The following is a 15,546-nucleotide window of genomic DNA, read 5'->3' on the forward strand; positions in this document are numbered from 1 at the left end:
GGTTCGATCCGACGGCGTTTGACTGCGAGTGGGTCAATCAATGGTTGAAGCAGGCGAAGGTCTGATCAGCAAGAGGGTGTTGGGCGTACGCTTACGTCTTTACAAACAATCGACTCAATTCTGTGATTTGAGTCATCAGACGGCAGACGTGAAGTCCACAGAATACTGAAACGCGCATACACTGACGCACTGACTCATCAGACGCCGGCCACCCGGGCCAGGCTAAGGAATTTTTAGTTGATCGTGCAGTGGGAAGGCTTTTTGCCAATCGAGGGTTCGGTAATCGTCATCGAAGACGATCCGACCTTGCGAGCATTGATGGAGGAAGTTGTCTCAGAGGTCGGCGGGAAGGCGATCTCGTTCGAAACGGCAGATGATGCACTGACCTACCTACTTCAAACTCACGAGCAGTGTCGCTTGGTGATCGCAGACCACGGAGTACCTGGACAAATCCAAGGGATCGAGTTCATCGAAATGGTCGGTAGTCGATGGCCGTCCATTTCGGCAATCTTGACCTCTGGTTATCTCATAGATCCTGAAGCTGTTCCTGCCTCTAGCATCTATCTGCACAAGCCTTGGTCGCTGGATGATTTCGTTATCGCAATGGCGACCTTATTGCAACCTGGCATTGCGATTCACAAAGCCTGACTCACGGGATCGGAGATGCGAGGTAGACCGGGCTTGCATTGGTTACTTCCCTCATCAGAAGCTTGGTGAGTGCTTCCTCAATCTCATCAGCAGCGTGGTGGTTATATTTTATGAGCGACCACTGCCAGTAACGTTCTGCCATCAAGCCATCAAGCCATCAAGCCATCATCCGCTTCTGCGCATAAAGCATCACTACTGATTCCCATCTTTGGCGTGGATGTGATGACTGCTAAAAAGTGCTAATTCAAGTTGCTGTGTTCTATCGAAGGACAGCAGATCGGCTCTATGAAAATGAAATCATGGTATAGATGATAGCAGTATGACATCAAAGGCAGCTTTTGACGGTTATCCTTGCGCATCGGTGTGCTCAACGCCTGTGCGCTCTAAACTCACCCGATTCGAAACTGGTTTTGCGTGTCGCCATCTCACTGCGTAGCTCGCCAATTAGACCGGCAATCGCTCTGCTAGAATTGAGTTCCGTAGTCGAAACCCCCGTCACCAAAAGCTCCACACTGCCTGTTGAAGGATCGGTGACTTTAATCATCAACGAACCATCCGTATTTATCGTGCATGAGCAGGACAATGGTAGGAAGCCACACTCAATAATATGTCGGAGTTCAAGAGCGGAGATCATCGCGTTTTTCCTAGTACCAATCTGCATTCATTGTTGTCCATCATGAAAAGTAGTCAAGGGTTCAGCAAAGGATTATTCGACAAGGAGTTTCAGCGGCACCGGCTGAAGCGCTCCGCCGCCCGGAATCTTTGCTCTCAATTTAGTAGAGAAAAATGTGGCTCCCGTTGTGACATTTCCACATCACAGCTGTTCCAGTTGTTTGGAAAACTACGCGATGCTGGGCGCGGCCAACCAGTCCAGGCACGTCCTGAAGAAATCGCCAAAAAATGTTGGAATTTTTTTCGTCAAGCACCACTCATTTGGCTATGAGCCTAAGGAGAAACTCATGAGCCAAACAGATATTTTTGTGATTGATTACAGGCTTTATGGGCAGCCAAAGTCATTCGTCATTCGCGCGAAAGCCATGCGCAATGTGGATGCTTGGCATTGGGCAAGCTGCGACGCGGGCTTAGCCCCAATCCCTAAGCCTGGTAGACCTCCGTTGAAGGTCGTTTCGAAACCTCACGCCGAGCGATACGGAGTGACAGACGTGAAATGGCGCGAAACGGTTGCTCTTAATTGGACAGAGGCTTGAACATAGCCCAGATGGCGCAACTAGCGGGTGACTGTGATCGCTGAGATTTGATCTCGGAGTTCTCTGACTTACCGCTTCATAACGGAAAAGTAGCTTTGAATGTTGTCCCTACATCAGTTTTGGAGGTAACTGGGCCATCTCTTCGTCGTCATACTGCCGGCTAAGAAATTCGCGGATTAAGACGGCAGTTCGTCTAGCGCTGGTCACCACAAAGAAGTGCCCCTCGCCCTTCAAAATGCGAAGTTCTGAACGTCGAATTGTGCGGCGCAGGATATGGGCGTTGTACGCCTGTATTAACGGATCGAGGTCGCCGGTAAGAACCAGCGTGCGTTGAGGCAGCCGGGACAAGCGAAGCAGGCTTGTCCATCCGATCAAGGCTGCGAGCTGGAAATAGTAGGTTCGCGGATTAACAGAGAGCATGCCTTTCATCACACCGAACCGCAGCAGCGTGTGAATTGAATTGCGGGAGCTATCTTGCTTGCGCATTTTGGCGTTTTTACTCTTGCGGAAAAAATCCATAACGTCCGCAGGCTTCATCAACAGCACTGGGCCGGGAGAGGTCGCCGCGAGGATCAGCCTGCGTACCATGTTCGGGTAACGAAGAGCGAATTCTTGAGCCAGTGCACCTCCCCAACTCACCCCGAAGACATCCACCTGGTCGATTCCCAATTGCTGGAGCATCTCTGCAATCACGTCGGCATGGCGTGGCAGGCGAATGGGCCAATGGGGCATTTGCGACTTGCCGACCCCTGGCACGTCCAGCGTGATGATCGTGAAGTCTTCCAGTTCATCGCACAACGGATCGAAGGTACGAATCAAGCCACCTAAACCATTGAGCAAAAGCAGCGGAGAGCCTTCACCGCAGATCGAAACGTTCAACTGCAAGCCCTTCGCTATTAGCCTGTGCGTTGCCATGATTTCTCCTTGCCGCACGCAATTGGGAGGCAGTAGTGGTGAGACTAGGGGGACGTTCCGAAGAACACCGCAGCGGCTTCCCTCACAAAAATCTCGACGGTTTTCGGCCCTATCCCTCCAAATTCAGATAGCCGTTTTTCGAAGGCCTTACCATCTGCGCTTGCCGCGACGATGTTGCTAACCTTGCCGTGATATTCAGCATTCATCTTGTTAGCCAATGCCAATAACCGCGACGCGGTGGTCTCGTCGTAACGCACGTAGTGAGCCTCACCAAGCATCATGACCAACTGGCGGTGAGTGCAGCTCGCCAATTTGTCCGGCGTATCCCGATGGTGTTTCTCGACGATCACTTGATAGGCCTTGGCGGCAATTGGCCCCTGGATTTGCTTGCCCATCAGGAAACTAGCAATCAGCCATTTGAACAACCCGGCTTCGTTCGCATCTTGAAGGTCGATTTGTAAGTCATGTGCGCTGATGATTTTGCTCACTGGTTCACCCTTAAGCGATGATCTCAATGTAAACCGGGCGCTATCGCGAATGATCCAGCTGAGCGAGGCAGCGACAAAGGAACCCTCATTCATGCTCGACGCCTAATGGTTGAACCTTACGATTTGAGAAAGACGAAATGCATATTTCCGACACAATCCAAGTCATGGAAGTGCTGTCAACCAACGAAGCAAACCTTAAGCTTCACGAGGGCTGGTCATTGATATCTGTGGTCGTCACAACCCATCCCAATGGTCAGCTTCATCCTTGCTACATTCTCGGCAAATCGAAAACCTCATCCAGTCATCAAAGGCCCGATTGAATAGGGTGGCATCGATATAGCAATTCACTTTGCTGAACCGTAACGGGGGGGGGAACTTGGCTTATCTGGATTGGATTCAATGGCCAGCGATGGTTGTTACCGTTCTCGCTGCATGGCTAGTCGGATCGCAGCGGCCAGGAAGGCGGATGATCGGATTTGTATGCTTCAGTGTGAGCAACGTTTTGTGGGTAATTTGGGGGTTCTACGCAGGCGCGTATGCATTGATCGTATTACAAGTTTGTCTATTCCTGATGAACCTTCGAGGGCTCAAGAAAAATTCGAAGGGTAAAGAAAACGAGCACTCTCAGGACTGACGTTGACCATCGAAATTTTTCTTAAAGCCACGCGCATTCATCCCCAAAAGGATGCACTCAAGCAGGATCAGAGCGAAGGCATCAGCGTGAAGCCCCCAGATCACCCAAAGCGCATTACTGGTGATAAATCCCCAAAAGGCGATCATGCGACGGTACGCTCGCTGCGACCCGATGAACCAGGCTGAGGCTACCGTCACTACCATGGCTGGCCATTGCAGGTTATCGATGTACTCCAACTGCCACCTCCTGCACGCAGCGCTTTCAAAGAGAGACGCCGGCGCTAACTTGTAGATCAAGCGCAGGCAATCCCCGTGAGGCACCCAGATTGACAAGGCACTCTCCAAACCCTCCGCGACATTTGTAATCCTTGCGGGCGCTGGTGATGACCGGATTCGTGGCTGTCCAAACGATATGAGCACCAATCCTCTTCAGGTCAGCAACCAAATGGACGTCTTCGTGTGCAGTGAGATGCTGGAACCCGCCAGCGCTCCGATAGGCATCGGCACTCAAGCCAAGGTTAGCTCCGTGGATGTGCCGGTGATTCTCGATGAACTGGTAAAGCTCCATGTACTTTGAGCGAACCAGATCTCCATGGCTATTCCAGCTATCCACCTCGACTGTTCCACAAACTGCATCAGCCTTAAATTCAATCTGACGCGCCAGCCAATCATGCGGCACTACGGTGTCAGCATCGGTGAAGGCAAGCCACTCCGCTCCAGCGGCTAGAAGATGATCTGCACCGGTTGCTCTCGCCTTGCCCACGTTCTGAAAGGAAACCTCGATCCCAAGAACACCGTGTGCTGAAACGATCTGTTCGGTCTGATCAGTACAATCGTCTAAAACGACGACTATGCAGACCCGCTGGCCTGCCAATGCAGGATGTGCAGCGGCGGACAGAACCGACGTTAGACACGCAGCGATGTGATGCTCTTCATTGTGGGCAGGTATGACAACACCGATCATTAACGTCACCTCCGACTATCTGAGTTACAGACTCCACCAGTCGACCTAATTTCGCTCCATTAGGTTTAAAAAATTACAAGCGAGCGCGTTTAGGCGACCGCTAGTCATTTGCGTCTGTACCTCTCTGAACTTACTTTCTCCGATTCTCCTCTCCCACTTACCATCCAGCTGAAGTAGTTAAGACGTCATGAGAGCACTCACCTATCACGGCGCGCAAAGCGTCAAAGTCGACACGGTTCCGGATCCGGTTATTGAGGAAATTGATGACATCATTCTTCGAGTTACCGCGACGGCGATATGCGGATCTGACCTCCATCTCTATCGGGGAAAGATTCCAACTGTCGAGCATGGCGATATCTTCGGCCATGAGTTCATGGGGATCGTTGAAGAGGCAGGCTCTGCGGTGACCACCGTGCAACCCGGCGACCGCGTGGTAATGCCCTTTGTAATCGCGTGCGGCAGCTGTTTCTTCTGCGCAATGGATCTGTTCGCGGCCTGCGAAACAACAAATACGGGGCGAGGAGCAATCATAAATAAAAAGGCGATACCACCAGGAGCCGCGCTGTTCGGTTTCAGTCATATGTACGGCGGCGTTCCTTGCGGGCAAGCCGAATACGTGCGCGTACCGAAAGCCAACACCGGGCCGTTTAAAGTGCCGGGGGCGCTGTCGGAAGAAAAAGGTTCTTTTCCTTTCAGACATCCTTCCAACTGCTTATCAGGCTGTAACGAACGCGGGGATTGGTAACGGCTCCAGCATCGCCATCTATGGTGCAGGCCCCGTTGGGTTGTTGAGCGCCGCCTGTGCAAGGATGCTCGGTGCCGACCAAATTTTCATGGTCGATCACCATCCTTACCGATTGGCATACGCGCAGAGAACATACGGTGTAACTCCGATCAACTTCGATGAAGACGACGATCCCGCAGATACGATCATTCGACAAACCAAAGGAATGCGGGGAGTTGATGGCGTCGTGGATGCGGTGGGGTTTGAAGCAAAAGGTAGTACGACGGAAACAGTTCTCGCGACGCTCAAGCTTGAGGGAAGCAGCGGTAAAGCTTTACGTCAGTGTATCGCTGCAGTCAGACGCGGAGGCGTTGTGAGCGTACCAGGCGTCTATTCTGGGTTCATTCATGGCTTTCTTTTCGGTGATGCTTTCGACAAGGGGCTGACCTTCAAAATGGGTCAGACCCATGTGCATCGTTTCCTACCTGAGCTCCTCGACCACATCGAGACAGGTCGTCTCTCACCGGAAGTCATCTTCAGCCATCGCATGTCACTGGAACAGGCCGCCGAGTGATATAAAATCTTTGATAAAAAAGAAGAGGACTGCCGAAAAGTCATTTTGACACCTAGCGATAGCTACATCGCTATTCCGCAGACCGATAGCAGCGCAACACTGTTGACTACCTACGCCTTACCCCCCACTCAAAAATCACCGCAGCACGGCTCGTGCCACCACCCTCGTGATAGAGGACTCCATGACCCAGGATGCCCTAGCTACGTTCACAGGCTCATTCCTTTTTAATCTCGTGGGGATCATCGTACTGAGCACGGGCGCCTACGGGCAGACTCTTCGATTAGGTAAGTAAGATGCGATATCTACATGGACTTAACCGATACAACCTCAACATACTTGTACTTTTTCCGGGCCGTCTTCATAGCCTCTTGTTCAGCAAGCAACGAGCTCAACGTGTCAGCCTCGTGAATCAGCTCGTACGTTTTTCCTTCGAATTCGTTTCCAACCCGGAGCGTGACCCTGAGCCTTGGCGTGAATGCCTTCGCCGCTTTCTTCTTGGCTGCGGGAACTGCTACCGGCCTCGTAAAAACGACCTCTGGCACAGGCTCTCGAACTGGAGCAGCAGGCACCTGGCTTTCAGGCTCAGCCGCACCAAACAATGCACGACGCATTTCCTCTTCAGTTAAATCAGCGTTCATAAAACATCTCAATGGAGCAGGGGTTAGCTCAATAATTTCTAGTGGGATGGCTGCGTTACGGAGCCCTTTGGAGCATGGACAGACTTCAAATGCCCAGATCGATTTCGAGACACGAACCTCTCCATGCCCGGGAAAGCAGCTCCTTTGGCAGACGCGTGATGAGCCCGTCCGCTAGGTCACTGGCGTGACGAGCGTACAATGTCACGATGCCTGGAGCCGACGTTCGTCCCGGTACAAAAGTCCCGACTCGCGCTTGGGCAATTTTAAGTATATTCAGGACATCCTGGCTCACTTGTTTGGTGGACAGGTGCTCAACTATTGGCCTTGCCGGAGGAGCGGCGCTGCTCCACATTTCTACGACCGCTAGTAGCAGGCCTTCTGGGCCAAAGTGCTCAAGAGCCATATCCCACAGCTGACGTTCCTGCGGTATATCCAAGCGACTTCTAGTCATTACAGGGTTCTGAATGCATGAGGGTTTTTCTTGATTGTGAGTTCTCCCAGCTCTCGGCGGCAGCCAAGCTGATATCGCTAGCATTGGTTGCTGAGAATGGGCGCGAATTCTACGTTGAATTGCAGGATACGTGGCAGGTTGAGGATTGCAGTGACTTCGTAAAGGAAATCGTACTTCCGCAGCTCTGGGGTGGGAACCACTCTCTGCGGATTGTGGAGGCCAGGAAGTCGCTGCTGGGGTTTCTGACGTCGTTCAAGAATGAGGTCGAAATCGTCACCGACGCCCCGCAATTCGATTGGGAGCTTTTTTGCGACTTGGTCTATGAGGCTGGACGCTGGCCTAGAAATGTTCGGAATTTTCCTACCGACGCGACGACGCTAGCTCCGATTCACGAGGGAAAAGAGCTGCCTCATCACGCTTTGCTCGATGCCAGGATTATCGCCGGCATGTTTGCGTCCGTGAACCAAGGGAAGCCCGGTGGTGGAGCCTGGGAGGACTAGACGGAACCATACCTCTTGCTGATTAGCTGGATTTTTCGATCTCTGATCACACCTTATCTCGTATACCCACTAAAAAAGCAGATCAAATACTTGTCTCTTGGTGGCAAAAACGAGCCGGGGCCTGCGGCCCCAAAATGGCGAGTAGGATATGGAGGTCGAAAGGGCAAGCCTAAACGATGTTATAGGCCTGAAGATCAGCTTAAAAGATGCGTCAGATCGAAGAGCCCACACCAAAAAAAGCGATCAGCCAAACAACAAGATTCTCAAAAGAAAAAATGAAAAGGCTCAGGCACCGCTGCTTTTCTTTTGAGTTCAAAATATACATCTCCGGTTTTGAAAAACCGTTTCAAGGGGGGAGTATTTTCTATGGTCGCAAAACCGACACAAATGTCGCCTGAATATAAATATTCCACATACTCAATCCGTGAAGACGCCCAGCCAGTGCAATCAGTGCACGGAGCTCACGACTTGGGCTGGAGTGTCTGCCCTCCCTGGAGCCTGGCATCCACGGGACGCAAGCCTGTCAGTCGGCAGTCTTCGAACCACCACTACCGTCATGGGCCGAGCACAGTGTGCTTACCCATTCACCGCCGACCTGCTTTCCAGGCGCTCCGCAGTACGAGCAGGTTTTCGTCGAAAGTTGGATCGCTACGTCTACTGCGCCCCTGCAGTATGAGTCCCCACCCTCATAGAAAAAGTGTAATTCGCCGAATTTAGATTTGATCTGGGCGACGGCGACAGGGGTGATCTCTGGATGTCGACTCAGGTAGTCCTGAAGTGTGTCGCAAAGGGCAATCAAGATATTCTTCCAGCCAGGATCGCAATAAATCTCGTCAACTGCCGGGTCAGAGAACATGTGAGGGTAGCGTTCTCTAAACTCTTCAATGTCGATCTCGGGCAGAGCTTCAGTGTTCTGATTCATAGTGTCCCAAGTTCGTCAGTGGCCAGAATGCCAAGGCATCAGGCTCGCTGCACAGACGGCAAGCGGAGCGCGCAGGTCATGGATGACCGCAGGCTTGAGGATGGAAGCCCGCTAGGGCCAAGATCCGCCGTAGCGGAGCTTGGTCACGACAGCCGCCCTCCGAAGCGGGGCAAGCCCAAACACCAAAGATGAAAGCACTATTGAAGGCGACTAGGCGTTGGGATATATCGCCCACCCGCTATACGCAAGAAGTCACGCAAGCTGCGGCGCCCGACGTCCCGCCTGAACGTCGCAATGACGTACTTCGAGTTGACCGTGTTGACCACCCAAAACCTACCTTCCTTCGTAACGGACTGAATGTCCGACGTCCGGATTAGACGGCCATCTGAAAGTCGTTGATATGGCCCAGGGCAAATGTGACCAAACACGACGCCTACAGCGCTGCACGCATGGATATGAACATTCACAAGGTACGCCGTGATCAGCCCCTCGTAGTCTTGATTCACTGCCTTGGCGATGCGAAGGAGGTCGAAGTCCGAGTAGCGCTTTTCGTGCAAATCGACTGCGACGGTATTGATGTCGTTCATGGCTACATAGCCTCCGACGCTGACGCTACGCCGGTGGTCGCAGCACTGTGCCTATATAGCTCCCTGACCCCAACCAAGGCATCAACATCCAGATCGCGCTGATGAGTATTGATGTACACATCACCACCCTCGACCTGCAGGACACAGATCGGCACTTCTGCCTGGTTGAACCCCATGGAAAGTGATTTCAGCTTTTCCATCTTCCAGCCTGACCCTTTGTTCATCCATGCCGGGGTAACGACCTGGACATCTTGAATGACCATGCTCTCGTCTTGGGAGACCAGCAGCTCCACCAAGCGAGGCTCATCGTTCAGCATCTCTTCATAAGCTACGAATCGCCCCTCATGCCGGCGCTTGAGGCTCACGTGATACCAATGGGTAACCAAGGATCGCGACATGGCGTGAAAGTGAGCGAGACCGTCCCCGAACATACCCACCGGGCCGGCCTGGTCTTGCATGCTAATCCTGAACATCGCGTATCTCGTGTGGAGCAGGCCTGCTTAGCGCCTGCGATTAACATAAGCCGAATATTGCCTTGAGCGATGCGGTCATCTCACGCCCCTTGCCCACTAGGGCATACACCGTATTACGGGTCTCGAACAAGCAAACACCGTCGAACGACTTGCACAAGGTCGAGCGTACCCAGCCCCCTGGAGGGAACCGGCCCTGGCTGTCGTAGGTGACGCAATGGGAATAAAGGAACATTGTCTGCAGGCCCATGGCTCGCACCTTGGCAAGCGACTCAGGAGGCTCGTCTACATGAAAGATCAGCCAATCCTCGACCAAACAATACGGTTTCCGACCGAAACGATCCGCCACCAATGCCTCTATTTCGGCTTGAGGTAGCTCTGTTCCAAAGGACGATATCTCACCCTCGCGGAGCAACTCATGCTCCGAAGAATTACCCATAAATTGATGATCCTCATGGTGCAAACCCAAAAATCAGGCTCTGCGAACACGTAAAATACCGGGCAACAAGCCAGTAATCCCATCGATATGATTATATGCATTTGTGTGGGATCTATCAAACGCGTCATACCGTCTCTTTTTTGGAGAGGTAGGTTGGATGTCCCTGCGGAAGGCTTATGCGGCGACGCTACAGTGGCTGAGGATTCGAAATGGCTTATCGCAAGCAGACCTCCAGCATCAAGCTGACCAGGCTCACATAAGCCGCTTGGAGGCTGCGACGACGACACCGACTATTGATCTGAGTGCGGATCTGGCTCATGCGCTGGGCCTAACGCCTCTGTCGCTGCTCACACTGGTGGCCGCAGCCGATGAGGGCAAGACAGCACGCTCTGTCTTGAATGAATCGATGATAGAACTCATGCGGCTAGGAGTTCTTGATGAAGCGCTGCCTGCCGAGCCGCAGAAGATCACAACACCACAGAGAATCGCAGCCGCAGAAAGGCTCGAGGCAGTACGCAAACTCAAGGCAGGAGGTCTTTCTCAGGCAGAGGTCTGCCGGCACCTAGAACTACCCAGAAGCACTGTTGGGCGCCTGTGGCACGTTGACGATTAAAAGCCTCCCATGGGCTCAAAGTGACAGAGGCACGGGTGTCACTGATCAATAAGCCAAACTTCTGGCCATTCTTACGATGCTTTCCTGTATCCATTGCTCCACGATGGGCCGTGTGGCAGGGATGAAAAGTTGTGACTCACTACCAAGCTTTTCACGGCGCATAGGCATCGAATAGCTGCTGGGGGCAGTCGCTGGCGGCTCTTCTATCTTCGCCATGTCTAAATTCTTCAAAGTAATGCGATACCAACCGCTGTTGAATCCGGCCACCTCGAAGCAGGACATAATTAGCTTAGATAGGTTGGTCGGAGACACGAAATAGAGACCAGCCGTACGCCCCTCGACTGGCATACTTGCGTCAGTTTCCAAAAGGACGAGCCCGTCGTCAAAAACGCGCCAAGACGTATCTCCGGACTTCAGTCCTGTGAACAACTTGTCATCCCAGTCTTCGTAACCTTGCTTGAACTTCGCCAAGCCCAGGTTATGGAAGCTATGGAAAATCTCATCACGGCGTTGGGCCGCTCCGTGCACAGCGTGCTGCTCAACGGGCTGTGGCAGAAATGCGAACTCAAGCTGTGGCGCATAGGAGTGACCGCCGTAGGAGCGAGAGCTTGATGCCTCTGTAATGCGCTCGTGAAAGGCTTTCTCAGAAATTGCGCTTTTGGATTTCTCCATTCTACTCAGGCCCTGGACAATAGCTTTCAACAGCTCTTGGGGGGCTGAGAATGAGGCTCTGAAAAAACCTTGTTTGTAGTCAGACACCTCGTTGACGAACACGGCCTGCTTCGCGTCAAAGTCAGTCTGCTGGATGAAGACCAGAATCGGTTTACGCTTGCTCACTGCCTGGTGGAATTCTTGCTGCGTAACCGAGAGACCTGGCTGAGATTCATAGCCGTAGTTAGCGCCAAGAATCAGGATATAAACGTCGCACTGATCGACCTCTGTCAGGCAGGCGTGCTCCGAGGAGTAGGTTCGCGCTCCGAAGTGCTCGCTCATGACCGGCTTCATGTCCAGTGTCTCCACCGCGTCTTTGGCGGCGGCTCTGAACTGCTCGAAACCTCTTACTACGGAGCTTATGAACACCTTCATCAGTGCATCCTCTGAACGCTGGCATATGTGTCCTTTTGGACTGTAACTAGGTGTGATCGTTGCAGATTGTCTCAATGGTGAACAGCAGATCAGACACCGTATCGTTTGTTACCGCCAGAGGTAATGCAATATCGACCACCGCGAGGCCCGATACACACGTTCCCAGAGGAACAAGGGCAGGATGAGCCGTAAGCTGGGGTCTGTTGGCGAGCAGGCTGTTTCGTCTGAATCGCTGGTCTTGGCCTTAAGACGACGTAGCAGTCTGAGCCGCTGCACAGGCTTTTGGACGAAAGCCACTTTGAAGGTTGACCATCAATGCTTATGCGCGCCCAATCCTTTCGGGTCTCAAAAACTTGAACCTTCTCCCCGCGCTTCAGTTTTGAGATGACCTTTCCGCCTGGTTGATCCCGGACATTGAGGTTATCAGCGCTCACGAACTGCTCAGTTGCGGAGGTCGGCGTGGGCGTGGGTGGGGATGGAGACGTTGGCGTGGTTGATACAAGCGTGCTCAGAGCGCTCGGCTCTACCGGGGTTTGAGGCGTGTCTTTTTTTCCCATTGCCCATAGGACGGCAAAAAGAATCAGGAGCGGGATAAACCACGACTGGGAGTTTTTGCGCATATCCATTGCTCCCGCTTAAGACGCAATACGCCGGCTGCCATGCAGACCTTTCCTTCGGACTAATGCGAGCTTAGCCAAGCTTCCATTTTTTGCAGCTTGTCAAAATCTAAAAGTTTGGGCCTTCCCGAATTCAGGATCTCAAAAAGCCTCTGCTTCGTTTCGGAAGAGGGAAACCAATCAGCGACCTCGACGTTGCAGTGCTTAGAATCACTTAGCACCCATTTCATCACTATGTCAGCTACGGCTCTGTAGTGATCCGCCATGAACAGCCTTTTGCCGTCTTCTGACCAGCCTCGCATCGCAAGCTCGTCGGTTACGTCGATGACTCCAGCGTCGCCAAAGAAATCGGTCGTATCTGGATAATGAAAACCTGCCAAGGACACTTTCGCTACGCCCGAATCGCGGTCGAAGTAAGACAGGAAATGCCATCCGCCAGTGATGCTTCCAGGGTGCGGAAAGTTGATCGCAGCCTTGCCAGTGATGTAATGCGTGCGGGAAACGCGTTTGAGATCAAAATCGAAAAGCGGCTGGGTCATGGGAGTTTTTTGAGCCGGGCCAGCCCCTGTTTGATATGGCCAGCGTTCTCACCAATTGTGTAAAGCGTGCCACGAACGTTGTCGCCAACTTCCGCATGTCCTTGGGCTTCCACCTGGAGGGTTAGCTCCATGAGAGCAGCCTCAAGGGCGAGCTGATTTTGGTACATCCTTTCCAGCACATCTGATAGCGAGTATTCACTTGCCATTTTCCTTCTCCCTGAAATCATCTGAGCATATGTGTTCTGGGACGACCTAGGGTATCAAGCGCATCTTCCGTAGTTTGCCCCAACACAAAAAAAATGGTTGATCGCTCGCTTGGTAGGCGGTTGAGCCCATTGCACGGCTTTTTGACATATCCGTCACGACTTCGATTGGTCGAGTAAGGTCTGCATCGGTATTCGTTGAGGATATCAAGCAATCCACAGGCGAATTGCTGCCTAGCCGGATTGGCCAGAGCGCACTGCTAAATTTTCTCAGATAAGCCCTCGCAAGAGGGATCATCATCCTTTACGAAGAAAGTCATAGCCGTCCTGGACTGTAAGCAGTTCTCGGCTTGTTCACTTATGAGTGATCGAGCGTAAGGATCAGCCCACATCTGCATCACACCTTCTCGTCGAAATACTTCAAGCGGCAACGGCGTTGTAGCAAAAGGGTTGTGATAGATACGCAGCCCATCGGTGATCCCTTCTGAGGCTTCGTTGCCTCTGGACACAGTGCGCTTCATCTCGCCATTCGGTAGCGACCAGACAGACGATATGACCGCATCCGGATTTCCGCACATGGCATCTACTTTTCCCCAAGTGGCCAGATTACTGAATATCACGGCGCTAATGTGGCTGAAGCGCAAGCAATCGAAAAACCCCAGTTCGATTTCAGCACCGTTATCTTTCTGTACGCTTCCCAAAGATTTCCCCTCTAATCCGTTAGGAAAGCGCTCCGGATTAGCCAGGTATTCCGCTTCATCTACGTAGTAATCGAATAGCAGGGCTTCGATAGCCCGGTAGGCCTGGAGGTTGAAACCCGGCTGTTCGAACGGTGCTACTGCTAAGACAAATGGGCGTCCTTGGACATGCGGATGATGCTGATACTTATCTTGGAATTTTTGTGATTTGCTCATGAACGCGTTGGCCAACCTGATTATCGCGACCCGATTGAGCTCATTGAAATCAACGTCTTCAAAGAACTCCGCTGTCATGGGCCTACCCCACTCCGGGGTAGCGTCAATGGAATGGTTGGCAGTGGTTGCTTCCACCGTAAACGTAATGTCTGCTGACGAAACTAGGAAATCAGGGGCTGGATAAGTCCAGTCGAAAGCAAAGCCATACTCGCGGAACACTGCGTGAAGATAGATTTCCCAAAAGCTTGAGTTAAACGTGGTCTGAAACTCACGTACGAATTTGTTATCCCTGTCTGGAAATCCATCAAGCCAGCGTTGCAGCTCCTCACGCTGGTAAAGCCTGCCGGGTCGTCCGTCAGATATGGTGCGAAAGTGTGGATGAAGCCTGTCCTGTTCGTACAAGGGCTTTAGCAAGTCCATTTCGGCCTCCCGGTGTGCAGAATCAGGAATGTTTACATTCTAGTTAAAGCGTATTTTCAGGCTACTTCGACCGAAGATCACTTCTCACGTACCTCGCAAATCTTTCTGAGTTGAAGCTTGTTCGGGAACGCCAACAACTTGCGCTGAACGAGCCTCCTTGGCCTCTTTGAGCCTCTGCTCAGCGTACATAGCCGGATCATCATCTGGCAGCGGGTAGCCTGCAGCAGATAGAGCTTCGGCGCGCTCTTCAATGAGCAGACGCTCAGGATCGCGAACCGTTTGGTAGGCTCTGCCTAGTACGCGTCGAGTTGTGTCCATTCCCGGCTCCCCAGAAGGCTGATGAATAAGAGCGACTAAATTACTTTTAGAACGATAACAGAACGCTTCGAATAGCGATGCCGAGCTCCGAATCATGAGGGTAGGATGCGTTGCGATCTATGCTTCCCATAGGCTCAGACACCAAGCAAGCGGAGCGCGCAGGCGTGAGGGATGCGAGCCCGCAGGGACGAGACACGCCTTGGCGGGGCTCGATTCACAGCAGCCTGACGCCGCAGGCGGCACGCCATCAACGCCAACAAGAGGTAACTCAAATGCCCGACGATGAACTCCGCGAACTGGAGGCCAAGAGACGAAAGGCTTTGTGGATGCTTGCGAACATATCTCCAGGCGATTTGAGGGCGTCCGATGCCTTATCCATCCTTGATGACCTTGACCGTCTAGAAGGAAAATACTCCCCTCATGCTGACAAGGCACTTGATCTCAACCAGCTTCGGGATTGTGTCACGCTGCAGCATCACAACTCCGGAATCGACATCATCTTGGAGCAGACTATTCCGCAGCCCTGGCGAGAACGCTTTCTGCAAGCGAGCATCGGATCAACCAGAGTTCCTGATGGGCCCTACGCCACAGACTGGGATAAATTTGTGAATGAATGGGAGCGTGAGATGCAGCATGTGCAAAACCATCGACTTGCCAAGGCCGCTAACAGCTAGC

At 52.5% G+C, this 15,546-nt stretch carries 23 protein-coding genes and 3 pseudogenes; 9 read left to right on the forward strand and 17 right to left on the reverse strand.

The window, feature by feature from the left end; all coding sequences use genetic code 11:
- The first annotated feature begins 243 nt into the window (after positions 1 to 243).
- Positions 244 to 648 (forward strand): response regulator, encoded by a 405-nt coding sequence (locus ACIOU6_RS12035; RefSeq protein WP_401136596.1) that lies wholly within the window; start codon positions 244 to 246, stop codon positions 646 to 648.
- 367 nt (positions 649 to 1,015) lie between these two features.
- On the opposite strand, the gene ACIOU6_RS12040 is transcribed toward ACIOU6_RS12035, so the two are convergent.
- Positions 1,016 to 1,309 carry a DUF1652 domain-containing protein gene (locus ACIOU6_RS12040; RefSeq protein ID WP_401136449.1) on the reverse strand — a complete coding sequence of 98 codons (294 nt, stop codon included), beginning with the start codon at positions 1,307 to 1,309 and terminating at the stop codon, positions 1,016 to 1,018.
- 298 nt (positions 1,310 to 1,607) lie between these two features.
- Here ACIOU6_RS12040 and ACIOU6_RS12045 point away from each other — a divergent pair, with 298 nt between their 5' ends.
- Positions 1,608 to 1,856, forward strand: a complete 249-nt coding sequence (locus tag ACIOU6_RS12045; protein WP_401136451.1) for a DUF6555 family protein — start codon at positions 1,608 to 1,610, stop codon at positions 1,854 to 1,856.
- Between the two features lie 108 nt (positions 1,857 to 1,964).
- Here the strand turns inward: ACIOU6_RS12045 and ACIOU6_RS12050 are convergent, their stop codons facing one another.
- Positions 1,965 to 2,771, reverse strand: a complete 807-nt coding sequence (locus ACIOU6_RS12050) for an alpha/beta fold hydrolase (protein WP_401136453.1) — start codon at positions 2,769 to 2,771, stop codon at positions 1,965 to 1,967.
- Between the two features lie 44 nt (positions 2,772 to 2,815).
- Positions 2,816 to 3,259, reverse strand: coding sequence for a DNA methylase (locus ACIOU6_RS12055; RefSeq protein WP_401136599.1), 444 nt, complete (start codon positions 3,257 to 3,259; stop codon positions 2,816 to 2,818).
- A gap of 409 nt (positions 3,260 to 3,668) precedes the next feature.
- Between ACIOU6_RS12055 and ACIOU6_RS12060 the strand changes: the two genes are divergently transcribed.
- A complete protein-coding gene (locus ACIOU6_RS12060) occupies positions 3,669 to 3,893 on the forward strand; it encodes a hypothetical protein (protein ID WP_401136602.1) in 225 nt (74 codons plus the stop codon).
- Here ACIOU6_RS12060 and ACIOU6_RS12065 read toward each other — a convergent pair.
- Together ACIOU6_RS12065 and ACIOU6_RS12070 are read right to left on the reverse strand one after the other, a co-directional pair.
- Positions 3,884 to 4,129 (reverse strand): hypothetical protein, encoded by a 246-nt coding sequence (locus ACIOU6_RS12065; RefSeq protein WP_401136456.1) that lies wholly within the window; start codon positions 4,127 to 4,129, stop codon positions 3,884 to 3,886. The genes ACIOU6_RS12060 and ACIOU6_RS12065 overlap by 10 nt on opposite strands.
- A gap of 25 nt (positions 4,130 to 4,154) precedes the next feature.
- Positions 4,155 to 4,856 (reverse strand): glycosyltransferase, encoded by a 702-nt coding sequence (locus tag ACIOU6_RS12070; RefSeq protein WP_401136459.1) that lies wholly within the window; start codon positions 4,854 to 4,856, stop codon positions 4,155 to 4,157.
- Positions 4,857 to 5,043: 187 nt separating this feature from the next.
- Here ACIOU6_RS12070 and ACIOU6_RS12075 point away from each other — a divergent pair.
- A pseudogene (locus tag ACIOU6_RS12075) lies at positions 5,044 to 6,232 on the forward strand (zinc-dependent alcohol dehydrogenase); the annotation flags it as partial.
- A 67-nt stretch (positions 6,233 to 6,299) separates the two neighbouring features.
- Positions 6,300 to 6,422 (forward strand): annotated as a pseudogene (locus ACIOU6_RS12080) (DUF2254 family protein); the annotation flags it as partial.
- 34 nt (positions 6,423 to 6,456) lie between these two features.
- On the opposite strand, the gene ACIOU6_RS12085 reads toward ACIOU6_RS12080, so the two are convergent.
- Positions 6,457 to 6,792 carry a hypothetical protein gene (locus tag ACIOU6_RS12085; protein WP_401136462.1) on the reverse strand — a complete coding sequence of 112 codons (336 nt, stop codon included), beginning with the start codon at positions 6,790 to 6,792 and terminating at the stop codon, positions 6,457 to 6,459.
- A 468-nt stretch (positions 6,793 to 7,260) separates the two neighbouring features.
- On the opposite strand from ACIOU6_RS12085, the gene ACIOU6_RS12090 reads away from it, so the two are divergent.
- Together ACIOU6_RS12090 and ACIOU6_RS12095 are read left to right on the forward strand one after the other, a co-directional pair.
- On the forward strand, positions 7,261 to 7,743 hold the full coding sequence (locus tag ACIOU6_RS12090; RefSeq protein WP_401136465.1) for a hypothetical protein: 483 nt from the start codon (positions 7,261 to 7,263) through the stop codon (positions 7,741 to 7,743).
- A gap of 206 nt (positions 7,744 to 7,949) precedes the next feature.
- Positions 7,950 to 8,141: a hypothetical protein gene (locus ACIOU6_RS12095; protein ID WP_401136468.1), complete on the forward strand. Its 192-nt coding sequence runs from the start codon at positions 7,950 to 7,952 to the stop codon at positions 8,139 to 8,141.
- Positions 8,142 to 8,266: 125 nt separating this feature from the next.
- Here the strand turns inward: ACIOU6_RS12095 and ACIOU6_RS12100 are convergent, their stop codons facing one another.
- The 4 genes from ACIOU6_RS12100 to ACIOU6_RS12115 all read right to left on the reverse strand — a co-directional run bounded on the left by ACIOU6_RS12100 (position 8,267) and on the right by ACIOU6_RS12115 (position 10,161).
- A complete protein-coding gene (locus tag ACIOU6_RS12100; protein ID WP_401136470.1) occupies positions 8,267 to 8,665 on the reverse strand; it encodes a hypothetical protein in 399 nt (132 codons plus the stop codon).
- 197 nt (positions 8,666 to 8,862) lie between these two features.
- On the reverse strand, positions 8,863 to 9,252 hold the full coding sequence (locus ACIOU6_RS12105) for a hypothetical protein (RefSeq protein WP_401136473.1): 390 nt from the start codon (positions 9,250 to 9,252) through the stop codon (positions 8,863 to 8,865).
- 2 nt (positions 9,253 to 9,254) lie between these two features.
- Positions 9,255 to 9,725, reverse strand: a complete 471-nt coding sequence (locus tag ACIOU6_RS12110; protein WP_401136476.1) for a hypothetical protein — start codon at positions 9,723 to 9,725, stop codon at positions 9,255 to 9,257.
- 40 nt (positions 9,726 to 9,765) lie between these two features.
- Positions 9,766 to 10,161, reverse strand: a complete 396-nt coding sequence (locus ACIOU6_RS12115; RefSeq protein WP_401136479.1) for a DUF6957 family protein — start codon at positions 10,159 to 10,161, stop codon at positions 9,766 to 9,768.
- Between the two features lie 157 nt (positions 10,162 to 10,318).
- On the opposite strand from ACIOU6_RS12115, the gene ACIOU6_RS12120 reads away from it, so the two are divergent.
- Positions 10,319 to 10,774, forward strand: coding sequence for a helix-turn-helix domain-containing protein (locus ACIOU6_RS12120; protein ID WP_401136482.1), 456 nt, complete (start codon positions 10,319 to 10,321; stop codon positions 10,772 to 10,774).
- Between the two features lie 45 nt (positions 10,775 to 10,819).
- Here ACIOU6_RS12120 and ACIOU6_RS12125 read toward each other — a convergent pair whose 3' ends face one another.
- The 7 genes and pseudogenes from ACIOU6_RS12125 to ACIOU6_RS12155 all read right to left on the reverse strand — a co-directional run bounded on the left by ACIOU6_RS12125 (position 10,820) and on the right by ACIOU6_RS12155 (position 14,871).
- Positions 10,820 to 11,860, reverse strand: coding sequence for a DUF4062 domain-containing protein (locus tag ACIOU6_RS12125; protein ID WP_401136485.1), 1,041 nt, complete (start codon positions 11,858 to 11,860; stop codon positions 10,820 to 10,822).
- An 89-nt stretch (positions 11,861 to 11,949) separates the two neighbouring features.
- Positions 11,950 to 12,486: an SH3 domain-containing protein gene (locus ACIOU6_RS12130; RefSeq protein ID WP_401136488.1), complete on the reverse strand. Its 537-nt coding sequence runs from the start codon at positions 12,484 to 12,486 to the stop codon at positions 11,950 to 11,952.
- Positions 12,487 to 12,539: 53 nt separating this feature from the next.
- A complete protein-coding gene (locus tag ACIOU6_RS12135) occupies positions 12,540 to 13,016 on the reverse strand; it encodes a hypothetical protein (RefSeq protein ID WP_401136491.1) in 477 nt (158 codons plus the stop codon).
- Positions 13,013 to 13,222, reverse strand: a complete 210-nt coding sequence (locus tag ACIOU6_RS12140) for a hypothetical protein (protein WP_177068473.1) — start codon at positions 13,220 to 13,222, stop codon at positions 13,013 to 13,015. Before ACIOU6_RS12140 ends, ACIOU6_RS12135 begins: the two co-directional genes overlap by 4 nt.
- A 46-nt stretch (positions 13,223 to 13,268) precedes the next feature.
- Positions 13,269 to 13,445, reverse strand: a pseudogene (locus ACIOU6_RS12145) (NAD-dependent dehydratase); the annotation flags it as partial.
- Positions 13,446 to 13,479: 34 nt separating this feature from the next.
- Positions 13,480 to 14,553 carry a hypothetical protein gene (locus tag ACIOU6_RS12150; RefSeq protein ID WP_032861748.1) on the reverse strand — a complete coding sequence of 358 codons (1,074 nt, stop codon included), beginning with the start codon at positions 14,551 to 14,553 and terminating at the stop codon, positions 13,480 to 13,482.
- Positions 14,554 to 14,637: 84 nt separating this feature from the next.
- A complete protein-coding gene (locus ACIOU6_RS12155) occupies positions 14,638 to 14,871 on the reverse strand; it encodes a hypothetical protein (protein WP_242461448.1) in 234 nt (77 codons plus the stop codon).
- Between the two features lie 272 nt (positions 14,872 to 15,143).
- Here ACIOU6_RS12155 and ACIOU6_RS12160 point away from each other — a divergent pair, with 272 nt between their 5' ends.
- A complete protein-coding gene (locus ACIOU6_RS12160; protein WP_401136496.1) occupies positions 15,144 to 15,545 on the forward strand; it encodes a hypothetical protein in 402 nt (133 codons plus the stop codon).
- Position 15,546: the final 1 nt, after the last annotated feature.

The sequence above is a fragment of the Pseudomonas sp. NPDC087615 genome, from assembly GCF_044743445.1.
GTDB lineage: Bacteria > Pseudomonadota > Gammaproteobacteria > Pseudomonadales > Pseudomonadaceae > Aquipseudomonas > Aquipseudomonas baetica_A.